Annotated in this window: 19 protein-coding genes; 6 read left to right on the forward strand and 13 right to left on the reverse strand. The window is 71.2% G+C overall.

Annotated elements, in window-relative coordinates:
• Positions 1 to 96 precede the first annotated feature (96 nt).
• From MUY14_RS36090 to MUY14_RS36100, 3 genes are all read right to left on the reverse strand, one after another.
• Positions 97 to 765: a response regulator transcription factor gene (locus MUY14_RS36090; RefSeq protein WP_247016046.1), complete on the reverse strand. Its 669-nt coding sequence runs from the start codon at positions 763 to 765 to the stop codon at positions 97 to 99.
• Complete coding sequence (locus tag MUY14_RS36095) at positions 762 to 1,868, reverse strand: sensor histidine kinase (protein WP_247016048.1); 1,107 nt, start codon at positions 1,866 to 1,868, stop codon at positions 762 to 764. Before MUY14_RS36095 ends, MUY14_RS36090 begins: the two co-directional genes overlap by 4 nt.
• A gap of 76 nt (positions 1,869 to 1,944) precedes the next feature.
• Positions 1,945 to 2,778, reverse strand: coding sequence for a helix-turn-helix transcriptional regulator (locus tag MUY14_RS36100; protein ID WP_247016050.1), 834 nt, complete (start codon positions 2,776 to 2,778; stop codon positions 1,945 to 1,947).
• Positions 2,779 to 2,879: 101 nt separating this feature from the next.
• Between MUY14_RS36100 and MUY14_RS36105 the strand changes: the two genes are divergently transcribed.
• Genes MUY14_RS36105 through MUY14_RS36120 form a run of 4 tightly spaced genes read left to right on the forward strand, consistent with a single transcriptional unit; the run spans position 2,880 to position 6,176 of the window.
• The gene (locus MUY14_RS36105) at positions 2,880 to 4,304 is read left to right on the forward strand and encodes an MFS transporter (RefSeq protein WP_247016052.1); all 1,425 of its coding nucleotides are present in this window, start codon (positions 2,880 to 2,882) and stop codon (positions 4,302 to 4,304) included.
• 52 nt (positions 4,305 to 4,356) lie between these two features.
• Complete coding sequence (locus MUY14_RS36110; protein WP_247016054.1) at positions 4,357 to 4,881, forward strand: RNA polymerase sigma factor; 525 nt, start codon at positions 4,357 to 4,359, stop codon at positions 4,879 to 4,881.
• The gene (locus tag MUY14_RS36115; protein WP_247016056.1) at positions 4,874 to 5,752 is read left to right on the forward strand and encodes a VOC family protein; all 879 of its coding nucleotides are present in this window, start codon (positions 4,874 to 4,876) and stop codon (positions 5,750 to 5,752) included. Before MUY14_RS36110 ends, MUY14_RS36115 begins: the two co-directional genes overlap by 8 nt.
• Positions 5,753 to 5,798: 46 nt before the next feature.
• Positions 5,799 to 6,176, forward strand: a complete 378-nt coding sequence (locus tag MUY14_RS36120; protein ID WP_247016058.1) for a hypothetical protein — start codon at positions 5,799 to 5,801, stop codon at positions 6,174 to 6,176.
• Between the two features lie 21 nt (positions 6,177 to 6,197).
• Here MUY14_RS36120 and MUY14_RS36125 read toward each other — a convergent pair whose 3' ends face one another.
• The 3 genes from MUY14_RS36125 to MUY14_RS36135 all read right to left on the reverse strand — a co-directional run bounded on the left by MUY14_RS36125 (position 6,198) and on the right by MUY14_RS36135 (position 9,808).
• Complete coding sequence (locus MUY14_RS36125; RefSeq protein WP_247016060.1) at positions 6,198 to 7,964, reverse strand: gamma-glutamyltransferase family protein; 1,767 nt, start codon at positions 7,962 to 7,964, stop codon at positions 6,198 to 6,200.
• Positions 7,965 to 7,992: 28 nt separating this feature from the next.
• Positions 7,993 to 8,385, reverse strand: a complete 393-nt coding sequence (locus MUY14_RS36130; protein ID WP_315863237.1) for a VOC family protein — start codon at positions 8,383 to 8,385, stop codon at positions 7,993 to 7,995.
• Between the two features lie 118 nt (positions 8,386 to 8,503).
• A complete protein-coding gene (locus MUY14_RS36135; protein ID WP_247016062.1) occupies positions 8,504 to 9,808 on the reverse strand; it encodes a UDP-glucose/GDP-mannose dehydrogenase family protein in 1,305 nt (434 codons plus the stop codon).
• 145 nt (positions 9,809 to 9,953) lie between these two features.
• Between MUY14_RS36135 and MUY14_RS36140 the strand changes: the two genes are divergently transcribed.
• Entirely contained in the window at positions 9,954 to 10,712 is a 759-nt protein-coding gene (locus MUY14_RS36140) for an SDR family NAD(P)-dependent oxidoreductase (protein ID WP_247016064.1), read from the forward strand.
• Positions 10,713 to 10,798: 86 nt separating this feature from the next.
• On the opposite strand, the gene MUY14_RS36145 is transcribed toward MUY14_RS36140, so the two are convergent.
• From MUY14_RS36145 to MUY14_RS36155, 3 genes are all read right to left on the reverse strand, one after another.
• Positions 10,799 to 11,452, reverse strand: a complete 654-nt coding sequence (locus tag MUY14_RS36145) for a class I SAM-dependent methyltransferase (RefSeq protein WP_247016066.1) — start codon at positions 11,450 to 11,452, stop codon at positions 10,799 to 10,801.
• A 129-nt stretch (positions 11,453 to 11,581) separates the two neighbouring features.
• Positions 11,582 to 12,214, reverse strand: coding sequence for a PadR family transcriptional regulator (locus MUY14_RS36150; RefSeq protein WP_247016068.1), 633 nt, complete (start codon positions 12,212 to 12,214; stop codon positions 11,582 to 11,584).
• A gap of 82 nt (positions 12,215 to 12,296) precedes the next feature.
• Entirely contained in the window at positions 12,297 to 13,937 is a 1,641-nt protein-coding gene (locus tag MUY14_RS36155) for a TM0106 family RecB-like putative nuclease (protein WP_247016070.1), read from the reverse strand.
• Positions 13,938 to 14,028: 91 nt separating this feature from the next.
• Here MUY14_RS36155 and MUY14_RS36160 point away from each other — a divergent pair, with 91 nt between their 5' ends.
• On the forward strand, positions 14,029 to 14,490 hold the full coding sequence (locus tag MUY14_RS36160) for a DUF6474 family protein (protein WP_247016072.1): 462 nt from the start codon (positions 14,029 to 14,031) through the stop codon (positions 14,488 to 14,490).
• Between the two features lie 74 nt (positions 14,491 to 14,564).
• Here MUY14_RS36160 and MUY14_RS36165 read toward each other — a convergent pair whose 3' ends face one another.
• From MUY14_RS36165 to MUY14_RS36180, 4 genes are read right to left on the reverse strand one after another with little or no spacing between them, the layout of a single operon-like run.
• Entirely contained in the window at positions 14,565 to 15,533 is a 969-nt protein-coding gene (locus tag MUY14_RS36165; RefSeq protein WP_247016074.1) for a glycine betaine ABC transporter substrate-binding protein, read from the reverse strand.
• The gene (locus MUY14_RS36170) at positions 15,530 to 16,309 is read right to left on the reverse strand and encodes an ABC transporter permease (RefSeq protein WP_247016076.1); all 780 of its coding nucleotides are present in this window, start codon (positions 16,307 to 16,309) and stop codon (positions 15,530 to 15,532) included. The genes MUY14_RS36165 and MUY14_RS36170 overlap by 4 nt, the downstream gene beginning before the upstream one ends.
• Positions 16,306 to 17,478 carry an ABC transporter ATP-binding protein gene (locus MUY14_RS36175; RefSeq protein WP_396126612.1) on the reverse strand — a complete coding sequence of 391 codons (1,173 nt, stop codon included), beginning with the start codon at positions 17,476 to 17,478 and terminating at the stop codon, positions 16,306 to 16,308. The genes MUY14_RS36170 and MUY14_RS36175 overlap by 4 nt, the downstream gene beginning before the upstream one ends.
• Complete coding sequence (locus MUY14_RS36180; RefSeq protein ID WP_247016080.1) at positions 17,465 to 18,112, reverse strand: ABC transporter permease; 648 nt, start codon at positions 18,110 to 18,112, stop codon at positions 17,465 to 17,467. Before MUY14_RS36180 ends, MUY14_RS36175 begins: the two co-directional genes overlap by 14 nt.
• Positions 18,113 to 18,261 lie beyond the last annotated feature (149 nt).

Here is an 18,261-nt window from a genome sequence, read left to right on the forward strand (position 1 = left end):
AGCAGAGAGTCGGCCGGGAGAGGAGGCGCCGCATGATCTGGATCTGCTTGGTCGCGGTCCTCGCCGTGGTGTTCCTGGTGCGGACCGTACGGGCGGTCAGGCGGGCCGACGCGGGCTGACCAGCCCGGATTCGTAGGCCAGCACCACCAGCTGGGCCCGGTCGCGCGCGCCGATCTTCGTCATGATGCGGCTGACGTGGGTGCGCGCCGTGGCCGTCGAGATCACCAGGTGGGCGGCGATTTCGTCGTTCGACATGCCGCCCGCGACGAGTGCGAGGACCTCGCGCTCGCGGTCGGTGATCTCGCGGACGGCGCTGGTGTCGATGCGCCGGTTCTCCGGGCGGCCGACGAACTCCTGGATCAGCCGGCGCGTGACGGTCGGCGCCAGCAGCGCCTCCCCGCTCACGACGACCCGCAGCGCGCGCAGCAGCTCGACCGGCTCGGTGTCCTTCAGCAGGAACCCGCTCGCGCCCGCGCGCAGGGCTTCGTAGACGTACTCGTCGACGTCGAACGTGGTCAGGACCAGCACCTTCGTCCCGGCGAGCTCGGGGTTCGCGGTGATCCGGCGGGTCGCTTCGAGGCCGTCGACGCCGGGCATCCGGACGTCCATCACGACGATGTCCGGCTTGTGCTCGAGCGCGCCGGCCACCGCCTGCTCACCGTCGCCCGCCTCGCCGCACACCTCGAAGCCGTCCTCGGTCTCCAGCAGCACGCGGAACCCGGCGCGGACCAGGACCTGGTCGTCGGCCAGCAGGACGCGGATCATGCTTCCCCCTCGATCGGCAGCTCGGCGCACACTTCGAAACCGCCGTCGACCGGCCCGGCGGTGCACCGGCCACCGAGCGCGGCGGCGCGTTCGCTCATCCCCCGCAGGCCGTGGCCCGGCGTCGGCCGGGCGATGCCGCGACCGTCGTCGCGCACCCCCAGCGTGAAGGTCCCCGGCTGCCGTTCGAACCGGACGGCCACGCGTTCCGGCCGGTCGGCGTGCCGGACGACGTTGGTCAGCGACTCCTGGAGGATCCGGTACGCGGCCGCGTCCACCGGCGCCGGGAGGTCGCCGGGCTCGCCGTGGACCTCGACCGCCAGCCCGGCGTCGCGGGCGTGTTCGAGCAGTTCGCCGGCCTGGGCGAGGCTCGGCGCGGGCGCCTTGTCCTCGCCGGAGCGCAGCACGGCCAGGGTGGCGCGCAGGTCCTTGAGCGCGGACGCGCTGGCGGCCTTGATGTTCAGCAGCGCCTCCTTCGCCTGCTCGGGCCGCCGGTCGGCGACGTGCGCGGCGACGCCCGCCTGGACGTTGATCATGGCGAGGCTGTGCGCGACGACGTCGTGGACCTCGCGGGCGATGCGCAGCCGCTCCTGCTCGGCGAGCCGGTGGCGGTGCTCGTCGGCCTGCGCGCGGCGGGCGGCGAGCGCGTCGAACTGGTACCGCACGGCGGTGCCGACGCCGATCACCGCGACCAGCCAGACGACGAGGAACCCGGCGCCGAACGCCAGCGCGAACGACCCCGACGTCACGATGTGGACCAGGTAGAGCACGGTCAGCGCGGCGGACCCGGTGATCCCGGCGGTCAGCGGCCCGCGCTGCCGGGTGAGCAGGAAGAGCGCGATCGTCGGGACGAGGATGACCGGCCCGCCGGGTAGCCCCGAGGCGTAGTAGCCGAACGCCGACGCCGTGGTGACCAGGAAGATCGTCAGCGGGAAGCGGTGCACGAGCAGCAGCGTCAGGCCGGTGGCGGCGAGCCACGCGGCCGCGACCGGGGTCATCGGCGGCGCGCCGGGCTGCCAGCGCGACGCACCGCTCGTCGCCCCGAGCACGAACCCGGTGACGACGACGGTGCGCACCACGCGCCCCACCCACGACGGCCATCTCATGCCGCGAAAACTACCGGTCGCGCGGCCGCGGCGCGTCCGTCCCGGAGCGACTCCGGGCGTACGCCGTACGCCGTAGTCAGCCGAGCATGAGCGGCAGCTTGGCCGCGGTTTCCTCGTCGGCCGGGGTGTAGGTCGACACCGTGATCTCCGAGCGGCGGCCGAAGTAGAGGTACGTGAAGTTGAACCGCAACAGGCCGACGTCCGGGTGCAGGTAGCGCTTGGTGCGGATCGGCTCCGAGTTGACGTCGTGGTGCGGCCAGAGCTCGGCGAACAGCGGCGACTCCGCCTTGAGCCGCTTGACCAGGTTCTTCCACGCGGGCTCGGCGACGTGCTCGGCCATCGCCGCGCGGAACGATGCGATCACGCGCGGGATGTTCGTGTCCCAGTCGAGCATCCGCTCGCGCCACTGCGGGTTGAGCAGGCACTGGACGAGCGTGTTGCGGTCTTCGAACGGGATCGCGTCGACGTCGCCCATCAGCCAGGTGTAGCCGCGGTTGTAGCCGAGGAGGTCGCAGCGGGCGTTGCGCACCGCGACCGGGTACGGCTCGAGCTTCTTCAGCATCAGCTCCAGCTGCGGCGAGAGGACCTGGCAGTCCTTCTCGCTCTCCGGCTCGGGCGCGCCGGCCAGGCGGAAGAGGTGGGTGTGCTCGTGCGGGTCGAGCCGCAGCGTGCGGGCGATCGCCTGCAGCACCTGCTCGGACGCGTTGATGTCGCGGCCCTGCTCCAGCCACGTGTACCAGGTGACCCCGACGCCGGCGAGCTGCGCGACCTCTTCGCGGCGCAGCCCCGGCGTCCGGCGGCGGCCCAGGAGCGGGAGGCCGACCTGTTCGGGCGTGATGCGCTCGCGCCGGCTGCGCAGGAACCTCGCCAGCTCCTGGCGGCGCAGTTCGGATTCGACAGCGGTGGTCATGGTGCCAGGATGACACGCCTTCGAAACTGGTACCAGGTAGTGGCGGTACCCGGATAAACAACAACTGGTACCAGTTTAAATCGAGGCCGATCGTAGTACCCATGACCACGACTGAACTCGCGCCGAGTACCACCGGCGCTCCCGCCCGGCCTGGGTTGACCCCCGCCGGCCTGGTCACGGTGCTGCTGGGGGCGGCACTGCCGATCATCGACTTCTTCATCGTCAACGTCGCGCTGCCGACGATCGATGCCGACCTGCACGCGTCCACCGCGACCCTGGAACTGGTGGTCGCCGCCTACGGCATCGCGTACGCGGTGCTGCTGGTGGTCGGCGGGCGCCTCGGCGACTCGTTCGGCAGGCGGCGGCTGTTCTTCTGGGGCCTCTGGCTGTTCACCCTGACGTCCCTGGCCTGCGGGATCGCCCCGACGGCGACCACGCTGGTGATCGCCCGCGCCGCGCAGGGGGCGGCGTCGGCGTTGCTGCTGCCGCAGGTGCTCTCGATCATCCAGGCGACGACGTCCGGCGAAGAGCGTTCGCGTGCGCTGGGTCTGTACGGCGCCACCGGCGGTCTCTCGACAGTCGTCGGCCAGCTGCTCGGCGGCGGCCTGGTGGCCGCGGACCTCTTCGGCACCGGCTGGCGGCCGATCTTCCTGGTGAACGTGCCCATCGGCCTGCTGGTGCTGGTGCTGGCCCGCCGCCTGCCGGAGAGCCGCGCGCACAACCCGCTGGGCGTCGACCGGGCCGGCACGCTGCTGCTGGCCACGACGCTGCTGTCGTTGCTGGTCCCGCTGATGGAAGGCCGGGCGCTGGGCTGGCCGGTGTGGACGATCGTGCTGCTGGCCCTGTTCCCGTTCTCGGCCGCCGCGCTGGTGCACGTGGAACGACGCCTGGAGCGCACCGGCGGCACCCCGCTGCTCCCGCCGTCGGTGCTGCGCCTGCCGAGCGTCCGGCGCGGGCTGATGGTGGCGATTCCGTTCTTCGGCGCGTTCGGCTCGTTCATGTTCGTCTACGCGATGACGCTGCAGGAAGGCCTGCACTTCGGCCCGCTGGGCGCGGGTCTCGCGCTGACGCCGCTGGCGGTCGCGTACTTCACGGTGTCGATGCTGAGCAGCCGGCTGGTCGCCCGCTACGGGCCGCGGGTCGTCCCGATCGGCGGCGCGATCACCGCGGTCGGCATGGTGACGCTGCTGTGCACGACGCTGGCGCAGTGGCCGCACCTGACCGTGCTCGACCTGGCGCCGTCGATGGTGGCGATCGGGGTCGGCAACGCTCTCGCCATGACGACGTTGTTCCGGATCGTCCTGTCGCACGTGCCGACCGACCTGGCCGGCGTGGGCAGCGGCGTGATGACGACGAACCAGCAGACGTCGCTGGCGCTGGGGGTGGCGACGCTGGGCAGTTTGTACGCGGCCCTCGCGGGCTCGCTGGGCAGCCGTGATGCGTTCGCGCTGGTCATCGGCCTGATCGCGGTGCTGGCGGCGATCGTCGCGATCACCGGGCGGCGGCTGCCGGACCCGCGCGCGTAGAAATCCCGGATTCACCCGTCGGAAAAGCGGCCCGCCGGACGACTATGGGGGTGTGACGGAACCTCGGGTACGACCGGACCCGGCCTTCGCGCTGCTCGGCCTCTACGAGACCGCGCTGCCGGAGGTCTACGGGTACCTGCTGTCCCGCTGCGGCGACCGCACGCTCGCCGAGGAACTGACGTCCGAGACGTTCCTCGGGGCGGTCGCCGCCTGTCGCAAGGAGTACGCACCGCCAGTGAGCACCGGGTGGCTGATCGGCGTCGCCCGGCACAAGCTCGCCGACCACTGGCGGCGCCGGGAACGCGAGGAACGCGGCTTGCGGCTCGTGCACGACAGCGAGCCGGCCGTCGAAGACCCGTGGGACGAGCAGCTCGACGCCCTGCGCGCGAGACAGGTGCTCGACTCGCTCGGCCCGCACCACCGGGCCGCGCTGACCCTCCGGTACGTCGACGGCCTCGGGGTGCCCGAGGTCGCCGGCCACCTGGGCCGGAGCGTGCACGCCACCGAGGCGTTGCTCGTGCGCGCCCGCGCCGCGTTCCGGCGTGCCTACGAAGAGAAGGAGGGTCGCGATGCCTGAGCCGTTCGACGCGCTCCGCCGTCCCTCCGCACGGGTCGAACCCGACCCGGACTTCGCCGCCGAGCTGCGCGACAACCTGCGCCGCTCGATCTTGAACGGAGCCGATGTGACCACCACTTCCGAAGCGCCGGCCGCCACCGCCGCACTGCGCTCACTCACGCCGTACCTGGCCGTTTCCGACGCGCGCGCCGCCCTCGACTTCTACGTCGAGGTGTTCGGCGCGGTCCGCCGCGGCGAGCCGATCCTGATGGACGACGGCCGGGTCGGCCACGCCGAACTGGCCATCGGCGACGCCGTGCTGATGCTGGCCGAGGAGTACCCCGAGATCGGGCACGTCGCGCCGCGGGAGGGGGGCGCGTCGGTGCGGGTCGAGGTGCCGGACCCGGACGTTTCGGTGGCGCGGGCGCTGGAGCGCGGGGCGACGCTGATCCGCGCGGTGAGCGACTCGCCGTACGGGCGGGGCGGCTCGTTCCGAGACCCGTTCGGCCAGCGCTGGCTGGTCTCGCAGGCGACCGTCTCTTCTCCCGCGCCTTCCCCGGGCGCGGCCATGTACTTCACGTTCCAGGTGCCGGAAGCCGAGCCCGCGAAGTCGTTCTACGGCGCGGTGCTGGGCTGGCAGTTCACGCCGGGCTCGGTCTCGGACGCTTGGGGCTTCTCGGGGCCGGGCCTCGAGGGCGGGTTGTGGGCCGGCGACCGGCAGGTGGGGTGGAAGCTGATGTACGCGGTGGACGACCTCGCGGCGGCTCTCACACGGGTGCGCGAGAGCGGCGGTCAGGCGGGCGAGGTGGAGAACCACCCGTACGGGACGACGGCGGACTGCACCGACAACCAGGGCATCGAGTTCTGGCTGTGGGAGAAGCCCGGGAAGTGAGCAATCCCATCCGCCGGGCCGTGCCTGCGGGCGCACACTCGAAGGCATGGCCGGGCAATGGGTGCCGCGTGACCACGAAGAGCTGACCGCCGGCTGGCGGTTGTGGCTCGAACTCGGCTCGTCGGCGTGGCCCCGCCCTGGCTGGGACGGCAGCCCGGACGAAGCCGTGCGTGGCTTGCGGGAGCTGGTGCAGGCTTGCGCCGAGATCATCGCGACGGCCGGCGGGACCGAAGTGGCCGGGTTCGTGCGGTCGATGCACCTGGCCGCGAGCTGGATCTGCGAGCTGTGGCAGGGCGACACCACGCCGTTGGACGGCGAGCGGGTGGCGCTCCTGCACAGCGACCTCGCCGGGTTCGCCGACCACGCCGAAGGAGTCCGCACGCTGCTCGCGGAAGGCGGGGGCTGGGCCTCGCTCACCCTTTGAGCGGTGCCGGGTCGTGACCACCTACCGGCCTGCCGCGTAGCCCTGCATGCCGCGGGCGTTGGCCGCCGCGCGGAGGAGGCCGTCGGTGCGGGAGACCGCCGAGAGGCGGCCGAGGGCCCAGGCGCCCGCGTCCAGCACCTCGTGGCCGCGGTCGCGCAATCCGTCCAAAGTGGACGCGCCCAGGCGGGACTCCACCACCAGCTCGCGGGGGTTCCAGGAGCGGGGGTAGAACGAGCTCGGGAACGCCGTCGTGTGCCAGGCCGGTGCGTCGATCGACTCCTGGAGGTTCAGGCCGCCGTAGACGTGGGCCAGCCAGAAACACAGCTGCCACTGGTCCTGCTGGTCGCCGCCCGGGGTGCCGAAGGCCAGGGTCGGGACGCCGTCGCGGAGGGCCAGGGACGGCGAAAGCGTGATGCGGGGGCGTTTGCGCGGGGCCAGCGAGTTCGGCAAGCCCTGTTCCAGCCAGAACATCTGGCCGCGGGAGTCCAGGCAGAAGCCCAGTGACGGGATCGCCGGGCTCGACTGCAGCCAGCCGCCCGACGGGGTCAGCGAGACCAGGTTGCCCGCCGCGTCGACGACGTCGAGGTGGACCGTGTCGCCGCGGGTCCGGCCCTGGGGACCGACCGTCGGCTCGCCCGTCGCGCCGCCTTCGGACTGCACACCCCGCAGCGAGTCGAGGATCGCCGGGAGCCGGGCCGGGCCGCGGGCGTCTCCCGGGCGAAGCGAGGCGGACGCCGTGTCGGTGATCAACGCGCGCCGGGCATCGGTGTACGACGCCGAAAGCAGCACGTCGAGGGGGACGTCCGTGTCGCCGTACCACGCCTCGCGGTCGGCGAAGGCCAGCTTCGCGGCTTCGGTCGCCAGGTGGACCGTGCGCTCCGACGCGACTCCGTCCACAAAGGACAGCTCGTCGCGGAAGCCGTGCAGCAGCAGCGCCTGCTGGAGCAGCGCCGGACCCTGTGTCCAGCCGCCCATCTTGACCAGGCGCCGGTCGCCGATGTCCACGAACGCCGGGTCCTCGTACGTCGCCGACCACGATGCCAGGTCGTCGCCGGTCAGCAGGCCCGCGTGGTCGCGGCCGGAGTCGTCGCGGAATGCTCGGCGGCTGAACGCGTCGATCGCTTCGGCGACGAAACCCTGCGACCAGGCACGGCGTCCCGCGTCGATCTGCGCTTCGCGGCCCGAGACAGCTTCCGCTTCCCGCAGCAGCCGCTCCCAGGTGTCCGCCAGTGCCGGGTTCCGGTGCAGGCCCGCGGCCGGCTTGCCGTCCCGCAGCCACAGCTCCGCCGACGTCGGCCAGTGCTCGGTGAACAGGCGGGACACCGCGCCGATCGTGTCGGTGACCCGCGAAACCAGCGGGACGCCGTTGCGGGCGTAGCCGATCGCGTACGACAGCACCGCGCGAAGCGGCTTCGTGCCGTAGTCGCGAAGGAGCAGGAGCCAGCCGTCCCAGGCGCCCGGGACGGTCGCCGGGAGCAGGCCGCTGCCCGGGATCAGGTCCAGTCCGAGCGACGCGAAATGCTCGGGCGTGGCCCCCGCGGGCGACGGGCCTTGGCCGGCCAGCGCCCGCGGGGTCGGGTCGTCCGCTGTCACGAAGAGGCCGGGCACCTGGCCCGCCGGGCCGCACAGGTGCGGCTCGGCGACCTGCAGGACGAACCCGGCCGCGACCGCCGCGTCGAACGCGTTGCCGCCGTCTTCCAGCACCGCCATCCCGGTGGCCGAAGCCAGCCAGTGCGTCGATGCCACCATCCCGAAGGTGCCGGCCAGCTCCGGCCGCGTCGTGAACATGCTCCCGATAGTACGCAACGCTAACGAATTACCAAGCCGACGGACGCTTCCGCTCCGGCTCGTACGGCTGCGTGATGATCTCCATCCCGTTGCCGCCGGGATCGAGGAAGTACACGCCACGGCCGCCGTGGTTGTGGTTGATTTCGCCGACCTGCTTCCCCATCGGGTCGGCGTGGTAGGTCACGCCGGTCTCGACGAGCCGCGCGAAGACGGCGTCGAAGTCGTCCTCCGGGATCAGGAAGCAGTAGTGCTGCAGGCGAAGATCTTCTTCGGGGATGCTCGCGAAGTCCAGACGGACCCCGTTGCGGGTCTCGACCGGGACGAACGGACCCCATTCCTCCCCGACTTCGAGGCCGAGCAGGTTCGCCAGGAATTCGGCGGATTCCCGGTTGTTCCGGGACGGGACGATCAAATGGTTCAACTCAACGGAAACTGACACGGTGAAATGCCTCCACGGGCACTCCCGCCACCTCCATGCCTCACCCAGCCGGTGACCGACACGCGATGCCGTGTCGATCACCCTAGCCAAGAGCGGGCGGTCAGGAAACCTTGATTCGCGCGGCGGCCCGCGGCCGCCCGACGCCCTGCCAAGCCAGCCCGGCGGCCACGAGCACCCGCGGGTCGAGCAGGTTGCGCGTGTCGACGACGTCGATGCCGTCCATGAGCTCGGCCATCGCGGCCCAGTCGAGGTGCTTGAACTCGGCCCACTCGGTCAGCACGACGACGACGTCCGCGTCCTTCGCGACCTGGTAGGCGTCGTCGACGACGGTCACCCCGTCGATCCCGCCGTCGATCGCCGGGTCGTAGGCGATCAGCTCCGCGCCGAGCGCGCCCAGCACCGACGCCACGGCGAGCGCGGGCGAGTCGCGCAGGTCGTTGGTCCCCGCCTTGAACGCCAGGCCGAGCACGCCGATCCGGGCGCCGGCCAGCGTGCCGCCGACCGCGCCGGCGATCTTCGCGACGATCCGGTCGCGCTGGGCGATGTTCTCGTCGATGGCCGAGGTCAGCATCTTGAAGTCGTAGTTCACCGACTCGGCCACCTTGACCAGCGCGCTGGTGTCCTTCGGCAGGCACGAGCCGCCCCAGCCCGGGCCCGGTTTGAGGAACGTCCGGCCGATCCGCCGGTCGTAGCCCATGCCCTCGGTGACCAGGGTGATGTCCGCGCCCAGGCGCTCGCACAGCTCGGCGATCGAGTTGACGTAGGACAGCTTCAGCGCGAGGTAGCAGTTCGCGGCGTACTTGACCAGTTCGGCGCTCGCCGCGTCGGCGACGACGACCGGCGCGGCCAGCTCGGCGTACAGCTCGCCGACCCAGCGCGCGGCGGCGAGGTCGGCCGACCCGACGACGATCCGGTCCGGGCCGAGGAAGTCCGCGACCGCGGTGCCTTCGCGGAGGAACTCGGGGTTCGACACCACCGGCACGTCGGGCCGGCCGAGCATCGCCTGGATCCGCTCCGACGTGCCGACCGGCACGGTCGACTTGGTGACCAGCGCGCACCCGGGGGGCAGGACGTCACCGATCTCGGTGGTCACCGCCTCGACCGCGCGCAGGTCCGCGGAGCCGCCGGCGCCCATCGGCGTCGGCACGCAGAGGAACACCGCCTGCGCGTCGCGGACCGCGTCCCGCGCGCCGACGACGAACTGGAGCCGCCCGGCGGCGATGCCGCGGGCGACCAGGTCGGCGAGCCCGGGTTCGAGGATGTCGACGCGGCCCGCGCTCAGCCGGGACACCTTCGCGCGGTCGACGTCCACGCAGGTGACGGAATGCCCCAGACTGGCCAGGCAGGCCCCCGTGGTCAAGCCGACGTAACCGGTACCTACCACCACGATCCGAGCTGGCGTCATGGTGCTGAAGGTGACAGCCCGAGTTGACCACGACGCTAACGGAAACAGTCGGGCCCGGGAGCGGTGAGCGAAGACACGAACCCCTCCGATGCGAACGAGCGTTAACCTGAGTCCGCGAACCGGAGCAGCGAAGGGAACGGCACAGATGCAGATCACGGACACCGCGGCGCTCGTCACGGGTGGTGCGTCGGGCCTCGGCGGAGCCACGGCGAAGGCCCTCGCGGCCAAGGGCGCGAAGGTGTTCGCGCTCGACCTGGCGCAGTCGATCGAGAAGGCCGAACAGGTCGATGGCATCACCTACGTCGAGGCCGACGTCACCGACGTCGAGCAGGTCGAGGCGGCCGTCGCGACGGCTTCGGGGGCCGGCGTGCCGCTGCGGACCGTGGTGAACTGCGCCGGCATCGGGCCGTCCGCGCGGATCCTGTCCAAGAAGGGCCGCCACGACCTCGCGCTGTACGCGAAGGTCATCCAGATCAACCTGATCGGGACGTTCAACGTCCTGACGGTCGCTTCCGAAGCCATCGCGAAGACCGAGCCGCTCGCGGACGACGCCCGCGGCGTCATCATCAACACCGCGTCCATCGCCGCGTTCGACGGCCAGATCGGGCAGGTCGCCTACTCGTCGTCCAAGGGCGGCGTCGTCGGGATGACCCTGCCGGCCGCGCGCGACCTGGCCTCGCACGGCATCCGCGTGCTGACCATCGCGCCGGGCATCGTCGACACCCCGATGCTGGCCACGGTCAGCGACGAGTTCCGCGCAGCGCTCGCGTCCGGCATCCCGTTCCCGAAGCGCCTCGCGCGGCCGGACGAGTACGCGCAGCTCGCGCTGTCGCTGATCGACCACGACTACCTGAACGGCGAGGTCGTCCGCATGGACGGCTCGCTGCGCATGGCCCCCCGCTGACCCCGAGGGCGGCACTTTCCCTGGGAAAGTGCCGCCTCCAGGTGGCCCGAAGCGGAACTTTCATAGGGAAAGTGCCGTCTTGGCCGTCAGCGGGTGAGGCGGACCTCCAGGCCGATGCCGTCCGCGGTGACCGAGCAGCCGCCGAAAGCGCTCTCCGCGGCCAGTGCCTCGAACTGCTCCCGGGTGAACGCCCTGCGCCGCAGCCACCCGAGCGTCTGCCGGACGGTGAAGCCGCTGACCACGCCGACATTCATCGACGCGACCTCGCGGCCGATGTCCGCGCCGGTGGCCTCGTGGTTGAGGTCCTGGATCACCGCGTGCCCGCCCGGGCGCAGCACCCGGCGCATCTCGTTCAACGCCGCCACCGGCTGCCGGAAGTTCTTGAACGCGGCTTGGCAGACCACGAAGTCGAACGACCCCGCGTCGAACGGGGCGTGCGTGATGTCGCCCTGGCGGAAGTCGATCTCCAGGCCCGCGCCGTTTTCCCGGGCGATCTCGACCATCGTGTGGCTGATGTCGAGCCCGGTGACGCGGAAGCCGCGCTTCGCCACTTCGATGGCGAAGAAGCCCGGCCCGGGCGCCACCTCCAGGATCTCGGCACCTTCCGGCAGCCCGGACGTGACCTCGGCTGCCTGCTTCCGGTACTGCCTGAGCTGGGCTTCCGTGCCGCGGTTCTTGGCGTACCAGCGGGCCTGGAAGCCTTCCATCTCGGGCACTTTGTGCTTGCGGGTCGTTTCCATGTCATCCCCTTCGGTGAAGCCGAACCGAAGAGCCGCCCGGTTATCCTCTTGGTGCCACCTCGGGGCCGGGCGTGCTCGGTTCGGGGTCGAGGACCCCGGGCGGTGTGCCAGCACCTCCCGGGGTCCGTGCTATCTCTCTTCCACGAACTCCCCGAAGTCGCCGGGGAGTTCGCCGGTCTCGTACCAGCGCCGCCACGCGTCCGTGCCGGGCACGGCGCCGCTGGTCAGTTCGTCGAGGAAGCCGCGCACCCAGCGTGCTTCGGCTTCCGTCATCGCCAGGTCGTACTCGACTTCCACCAGGAACAGCCGCGGCATCAGCGCGCCCAGCTGCGCCAGGGACGTGCGCTGCGCCTCGGCGCGTTCCTCGAGGGCCTGTGCCCGCTGCCGCAGCAGCGCCGCGGTCTGGTCCGGGCCGAGCACGCCCAGCATCGACAGCCCGGCCTTGAACCGCGGCGGTTCCCGGTCGACGGTGCCGACGAGCTCGCGCACCCAGTCCTCGAACTCCTCGCGCCCGGCCGGGGTGATCCGGTAGACGGTCCGCTCGGGCCGTCCGCCGTCCTTCAGGCTCTCGACGGCCTCGAGGAAGCCGTGCTTGTCCAGGTTCGCGACGACGGTGTAGAGCGAGCCCCACTTGATCGGCAGGTCGCTGTCCTTGCCGCGCTGCTTGAGCACGACGGCCATCTCGTACGGGTGCTTGGGCCCGTCGAGCAGCACGGACAGCACGGCCAGCCCGAGCAGGTTGCCGACCTTCCGCCGCTTCATCCTGACTCCTCGTCTACGAGTACTCGTAGACGAGTATCCACGCGGACGCGTCAGCGGGCAAGTGTCTTGGTGAGTGAACTACTCAGAGGTCGAACATGTACGGCACTTCGGCCTGGGCCCGCTCGCTGATCCACTCGCGCAGCGCCCGCGTCGCGAGGACGTCGTCCTCGTTGTAGCGCAGGAGCCGCTCGCGCTGCTCGTCGTCCGGCTTCTCGCCGTCCATGCCCACGGCGTCGCGGTACCAGCGCATCGACGCCTCGCCGCCTGCCTCGGGGTCGCGCCACGAGAACCCGGCCACCGGCGCGATCACCTTGAGCCCCTTGCCGTGGGAGCACAGGAACTGGTCGGTGACGCTGCGGAAGAGGTCGACCCACTCCTCGGAGTCCACAAAGGACTGAATGGTCTTCTTCGCCGGGATCCCGGGGTGGTCGCCGAAGCGCTCGACGGACCCGAAGAGCCAGCGGTTCTCGGCGAGCGCGTTGTAGCAGTAGGCGCGGAAGGTCAGCCCGGCCGCTTCGGTGCGCTCGCGGACGTCGGTGAGCCACGCCCAGAACTCGGCGAACGAGCGGGCTTCGTCGCCGGTCGGCAGCGGGTCCCACGTCGCGAAGGCGCGGTAGCCCTGCGGCACGCCGATGTCGGCGCCGGTCAGCAGGCAGCCCCAGAGGTACGCGCCGGCGTCGCCGAAGCTCTCCATGTCGACGTCGACCTCGACGTCGCCGCGCGGCACGCCGACTGCCTCGACGCGGCGCACCAGCGTCAGGTCGGCCAGCCAGGCGCGCGCGAGCACGACCGCGTCCGGGAAGGTGACGCCCGTCCAGTTCACCGCCGGCGGCTCGCCGGCCGGGTCGAGCGCGGCCAGCTTGTCCACAGTGGACACACCGGCGCGGCGCAGCTCGACGGCGTCCTCGCCGCGGACGACGAGGCTGACGTCCCGGGTCTCGGTGAGCACCACCTCGCACGTCGGCCACCACGGGCAGCGGCGGCACTCCAGCACGCGCGACGGCTCGGCCAGCGGCTCCTCGCCGTTCGCGGCCGCGGTGGCGATGGCGAGCCGGTCGGCGAACCGGACCTGGTACTCGGTCAGCGCGCTGCGGCCGCCGGGCCAGGTGCCCGCGGTGAGGTCGTGCCAGACGACGACGTCGGCGTCGAGGCCGATCACGCCGCCGGTGGTGAGGCTCTCGTCGGCCTGCCCGAGCGTCTGCAGCATGCGGCGGATGTGCACCAGCCGGAGCTGGTCGCGCGGCTGCGAACGGACTTTGCGGGCTTCGTCGGCCTTGCGGTGCGCGGGGTCGAGGTCGGTCAGCTCGGTGACGACCGCGCCGGCGCCGCGGTCGGTGATGCGGTGACGCACGACGAGCACGGGGACGTACCCGCGGCCGGTGCGCACGAGCAGGTCGACGCCGCCGCGGCGGTGCCCGGCCGGGTCGACCGGCAGCAGCGCGCCCCAGATGTACCGGGCTTCGGCGGCGAAGGCCTGCTCGGTGCGCTCGACGCGCTCGTGGGCGGGCAGGTCGCGGTCGATCTTCACCCAGTGGCCGGGATTGGCGGCCATCAGCCTGCTGACGATGTCTTCGCGGTGCGCGCTCGCGTCGTCGATCCGCTGCTGCGCCGTCGGGTCCGGCGGGGAAAGCGGTACCTCGCGCATCGCCGGGTCGTGCTCGAGGTGCACACGCCGGCGGCAGCGGCTGACCGCGCCCGCGTCGAGTACCACCTCACCCTGCATGGAGATCACTCTAGTTTCCCACCGCCGAGCCGACATGCCCGCCACCCTGGCTACCAGTAAGTTCGACCTCGACACGTCGCAGGGAGGTGCCATGGCGCGCAAAGCCAAGGTCGAGGGTGAAGCCAGGTTCACCCCCAAGAAGGCGAAGAACGCGGTCGCGGTGGCGAAGGTGCTCGGCCCGGTCGTGATCCCGGTGGTCGCGCCGTTCGCGGTGCGCGCGGCGGGCTCCGCCCGGGAGCTGTACGACCGCTACCAGGCACGCAAGCTCGGCGTCTCGGTCGACAAGCTGGGCGAGTACACCGGCCGCGGCGCGGCCCTGCACGCCCGCATCGCCGGCATCGCCGAGGGCTGCCGGGATCTGCAGAAGTCCGGGAAGGCTTCGGACGCGGACCAGGAGTTCGCGAAGGACGCGCTGAGCACGCTGGAGCAGCTGTCGGCCTCGGTCCGCGCCGCGGAGCGGATGCCGGCGGCACGGCGCAAGTCCGTACACCGCGCGGTGGCCGGCGAGCTGGAGCGGCTGGAAGGCCAGCTGCTGCACCGCCTCGGCCTCTGACCACGAACACCGGGGCCGCACTTTCACGTGAAAGTGCGGCCCCGGTTCGTAGCTTTCCCGTGAAAGCTACGGCGCTACTTGACGAAGCCCTTCTTGACCATCCAGTCGTGGGCGACCTTGCCCGTGTCCTGGCCGTCGACGTCGACCTGCTTGCACAGCTCGACCATCTGCTCGTTGGTCAGGGCCGCACCGACCTTCTCCAGCGGGCCGCGGACCTCCGGGTGCTGCTTCAGCCACTCCGTGCGCAGCGTCGGGACCGCGTTGTACTGCGGGAACGCCTTCTTGTCGTCCTCGAGCACCCGCAGGTTCAGCCCCGAGATGCGGCCGTCGGTGGTGAACACCTCGCCGACCGGGCAGGTGCCGCTCGCGACCGCCGAGTAGATCGTGCCGATGCCGAAGTTCTCGATCTTCGAGTTCTGGAAGCCGTAGGCCTTCACCGCGGCCGGGAACCCGTCCTGGCGGCTGGTGAACTCGGTCTCCAGGCAGAACCGGTTCTGGTCCGGGTTCTGCTTGAGGAACGCCGCCAGGTCCGACGTCGTCTTCAGGTTGTTCTTCGCGCCGTACTCCTCGGTGACGGCGAACGCGTACTGGTCGTTGAGCGGCGAGTAGTTCAGCCACGTGACGCCGAACTTCTCTTCGTCCGCCTTGGCCGTCGCCTCGTACTGGGCCTTTTCGCCGCCGGGTACCGGGAGCTCGTTGCCCTGGTAGTTGATCCAGCCGGTGCCGGTGTACTCCCAGGTGACGTCGGTCTGCCCGGACAGCAGCGCCTGCCGCGACGAGTTGGAGCCCTTGATGTCCGACAGGTCGACGACCTCCGCGCCCGCCGCGGACAACGCCATCTCCGACATGTACGCCAGGATGATGTTCTCGGTGAAGTCCTTGGACCCCACCGTCACCTTCAGCCCCTGCAGCGACGGGATCGGCTGGATCGTGCCCGGCTGGATGTCGTAGGGCACCGCCTGGTTGACCGTCAGCCCGCACGCCGAGAGCGTCGCACCCAGCACCGCCACGCCGAAGAGCGCTTTCCATCGCCGGAGTTTCATCGCAGCCCCTTCGGTCCGAAGAACTGTTCGGCGACCGCGCCCAGCCAGTCCACCAGCAGCGCCAGCGCGACGGCGAGCACCGAACCGGTGACCAGCACCGACGTCAGGTTCAGCTTGTAGCCGGTGTCGATCAGGAGCCCGAACCCGCCGGCGTTGACGAACATGCCGAACGTCGCCGTGCCGACCGCCAGGACGAGCGCGGTGCGCAGGCCCGCCAGGATCAGCGGGACGGCCAGCGGCAGTTCGACCCGCCACAGCACCGCGGTCGCCGACATCCCGATGCCGCGCCCGGCGTCGATCAGCGCCGGGTCGACCTGCTGGATGCCGACCATCGTGTTCCGCAGCACCGGCAGCAGCGAGTAAAAGGCCAGCGGCAGCGCCGCCACCCACAGCCCGCCGACCGCGCCGGTGACGATGAACCACAGCACCAGCACGCCGAGCGCGGGCGCGGCCTGCCCGATGTTCGCGATGGCCAGGAAGACCGGCGCGAGGAAGCGGGCCCACGGCCGCGTCACGATCACGCCGAGCGGCACCGCGACCAGCACGACGATCGCGGTCACCACGATCGTCATCAGCAGGTGGTCCCACAACGCCGTGAACAGCGAAGACGCGTTGAGCGTCTCCTTCTCGGTCGCCGTCAGCCCGCTGGAGAACACCGAGACCAGCGTGACGGCGACGATCACCAGCACCGCGACGGGCTGGGCGAACAGCCGGACGCGTTCCGCGCGTTTCGAACCGGACTCGGTGCTGAAACCGGTGCCGACAGCAGCCGTCATGCGGACACCTCTTCACCGTTCGTGTGCTCGTCCCGCAGCTGCTGGATGGTCGCGATCACGGTGTCCAGCTGGATGGTGCCCGCGTACTCGCCGCGCGCGCCGGTCACCGGCACCGAACCGCCTTCGGCGAGCATCGCCTCCAGCGCGTCCTGCAGCGTCGACTGCAGGCTCACGATGTCGCGCAGCGGCTTGCCGGCGCTGGCCAGCGACGCGCCCGCGGTCAGGTCGCGGACGTGCACCCAGCGCGTCGGGCGGCGGCGCGCGTCCAGGACCAGCGCGAAGTGCTTGCGCTGGTCTTCGAGCTTCTTGCGGAGCTCGCTCGGGTCTTCGTCGACGCCGGCGGTCAGCGCGTCCTGCGCCAGCTCGACGTCCCGGACCCGCAGCAGCGTCAGCTGCTTCAGCGAGGCGCCCGCGCCGACGAAGCCGGCGACCGTGTCGTTCGCCGGGTTGGCCAGAATCGCCTCGGGGGTGTCGTACTGCATGATCGACGACTGGTTGCCGAGCACCGCGATCTTGTCGCCGAGCTTCACGGCCTCGTCGAAGTCGTGCGTGACGAACACGATCGTCTTCTTCAGCTCGCTCTGCAGCCGCAGCAGCTCGTCCTGCAGGTTGCCGCGGGTGATCGGGTCGACCGCGCCGAACGGCTCGTCCATCAGCAGCACCGGCGGGTCCGCGGCGAGCGCCCGCGCGACGCCGACGCGCTGCTGCTGCCCGCCGGAGAGCTGGCGCGGGAAGCGGTCGCGGAAGTCGGCCGGGTCGAGCCCGACCAGGTCCATCATCTCTTCGACCCGGTCGTTGACCTTCTTCTTGTCCCAGCCGAGCAGGCCGGGCACCACGCCGATGTTCTGCGAGACGGTGAAGTGCGGGAACAGGCCGGCCTGCTGGATCGCGTAGCCGATCCGGCGGCGCAGGGTGTCGACGTCGAGGCCGAGCGCGTCCTCGCCGCCGATGGTGATCTTGCCCGACGTCGGCTGGACGAGCCGGTTGATCATCCGCATCGTCGTCGTCTTGCCGCAGCCGGACGGGCCGACGAAGACCACGATCTTGCCCGCGGGCACGACCATCGAGAAGTCGTCGACCGCCGCTTCGCGGGTGCCGGGGTACCGCTTCGTCACGTGCTCCAGCTCGATCTCGACGCCGGAGACTTCCTCGTTCTCAGCCACGGACACCCCTAGAAATGGTGAAGCGCTTGATCAGGACGTAGACGCCGTCGAGCAGCAGGGCGAGGATGACCACGCCGACCGTGCCCGTGACGGCTTGGTTCAGGGAGTTGGTGCTCCCCGCGTTCGTGAGCCCGGAGAAGACCTCGGCGCCGAAGCCGGGGCCCTTCGCGTAGGCGGCGATCACCGCGATGCCCATCAGCATCTGCGTCGCCACCCGCATGCCCGTGAGGATCGCCGGCCACGCCAGCCGCAGCTCGACCCGGGTGAGCACGCCGAAGCGGCTCATCCCGATCCCGCGCGCGGCGTCGGTGATGGCCGGGTCGACACCGTCGAGCCCGACGATGGTGTTCCGGACGATCGGCAGGAGGCCGTAGAGCACCAGCGCGATCACGGCCGTCGTCGGACCGAGCCCGGAAATCGGGATCAGCAGACCCAGGAGGGCGAACGACGGGACCGTCAAGATCGTGCTCGCCAGCGCCGTGGCCACCGCCGAACCGATCGGGCTGCGGTAGACCGCGATGCCGATCAGCACGCCGAGGACCGCGGCGAGGATCGTGCACTGCACGACCATGCTCGTGTGCAGGTAGGCCTCCAGCCAGAGCTTGCTCGCCCGGTCGGAGATGTAGTCGAAGAGGTTCATCCGTGTCCGCTCTCCCGCCCTTCACGCCGGCCTTCACCCGAACGGGCTAGTTGCTGACCGACGGCTCAGTACCCAGCGCACAGCCGGTCCAAACCCCAGTCATCGGTCACCGGTTCCGCCCACCGTGGCCCAACCGGGGCAGATCGGCA

This window comes from Amycolatopsis sp. FBCC-B4732 (assembly GCF_023008405.1).
In the GTDB taxonomy this organism is placed as follows: Bacteria; Actinomycetota; Actinomycetes; order Mycobacteriales; family Pseudonocardiaceae; genus Amycolatopsis; species Amycolatopsis pretoriensis_A.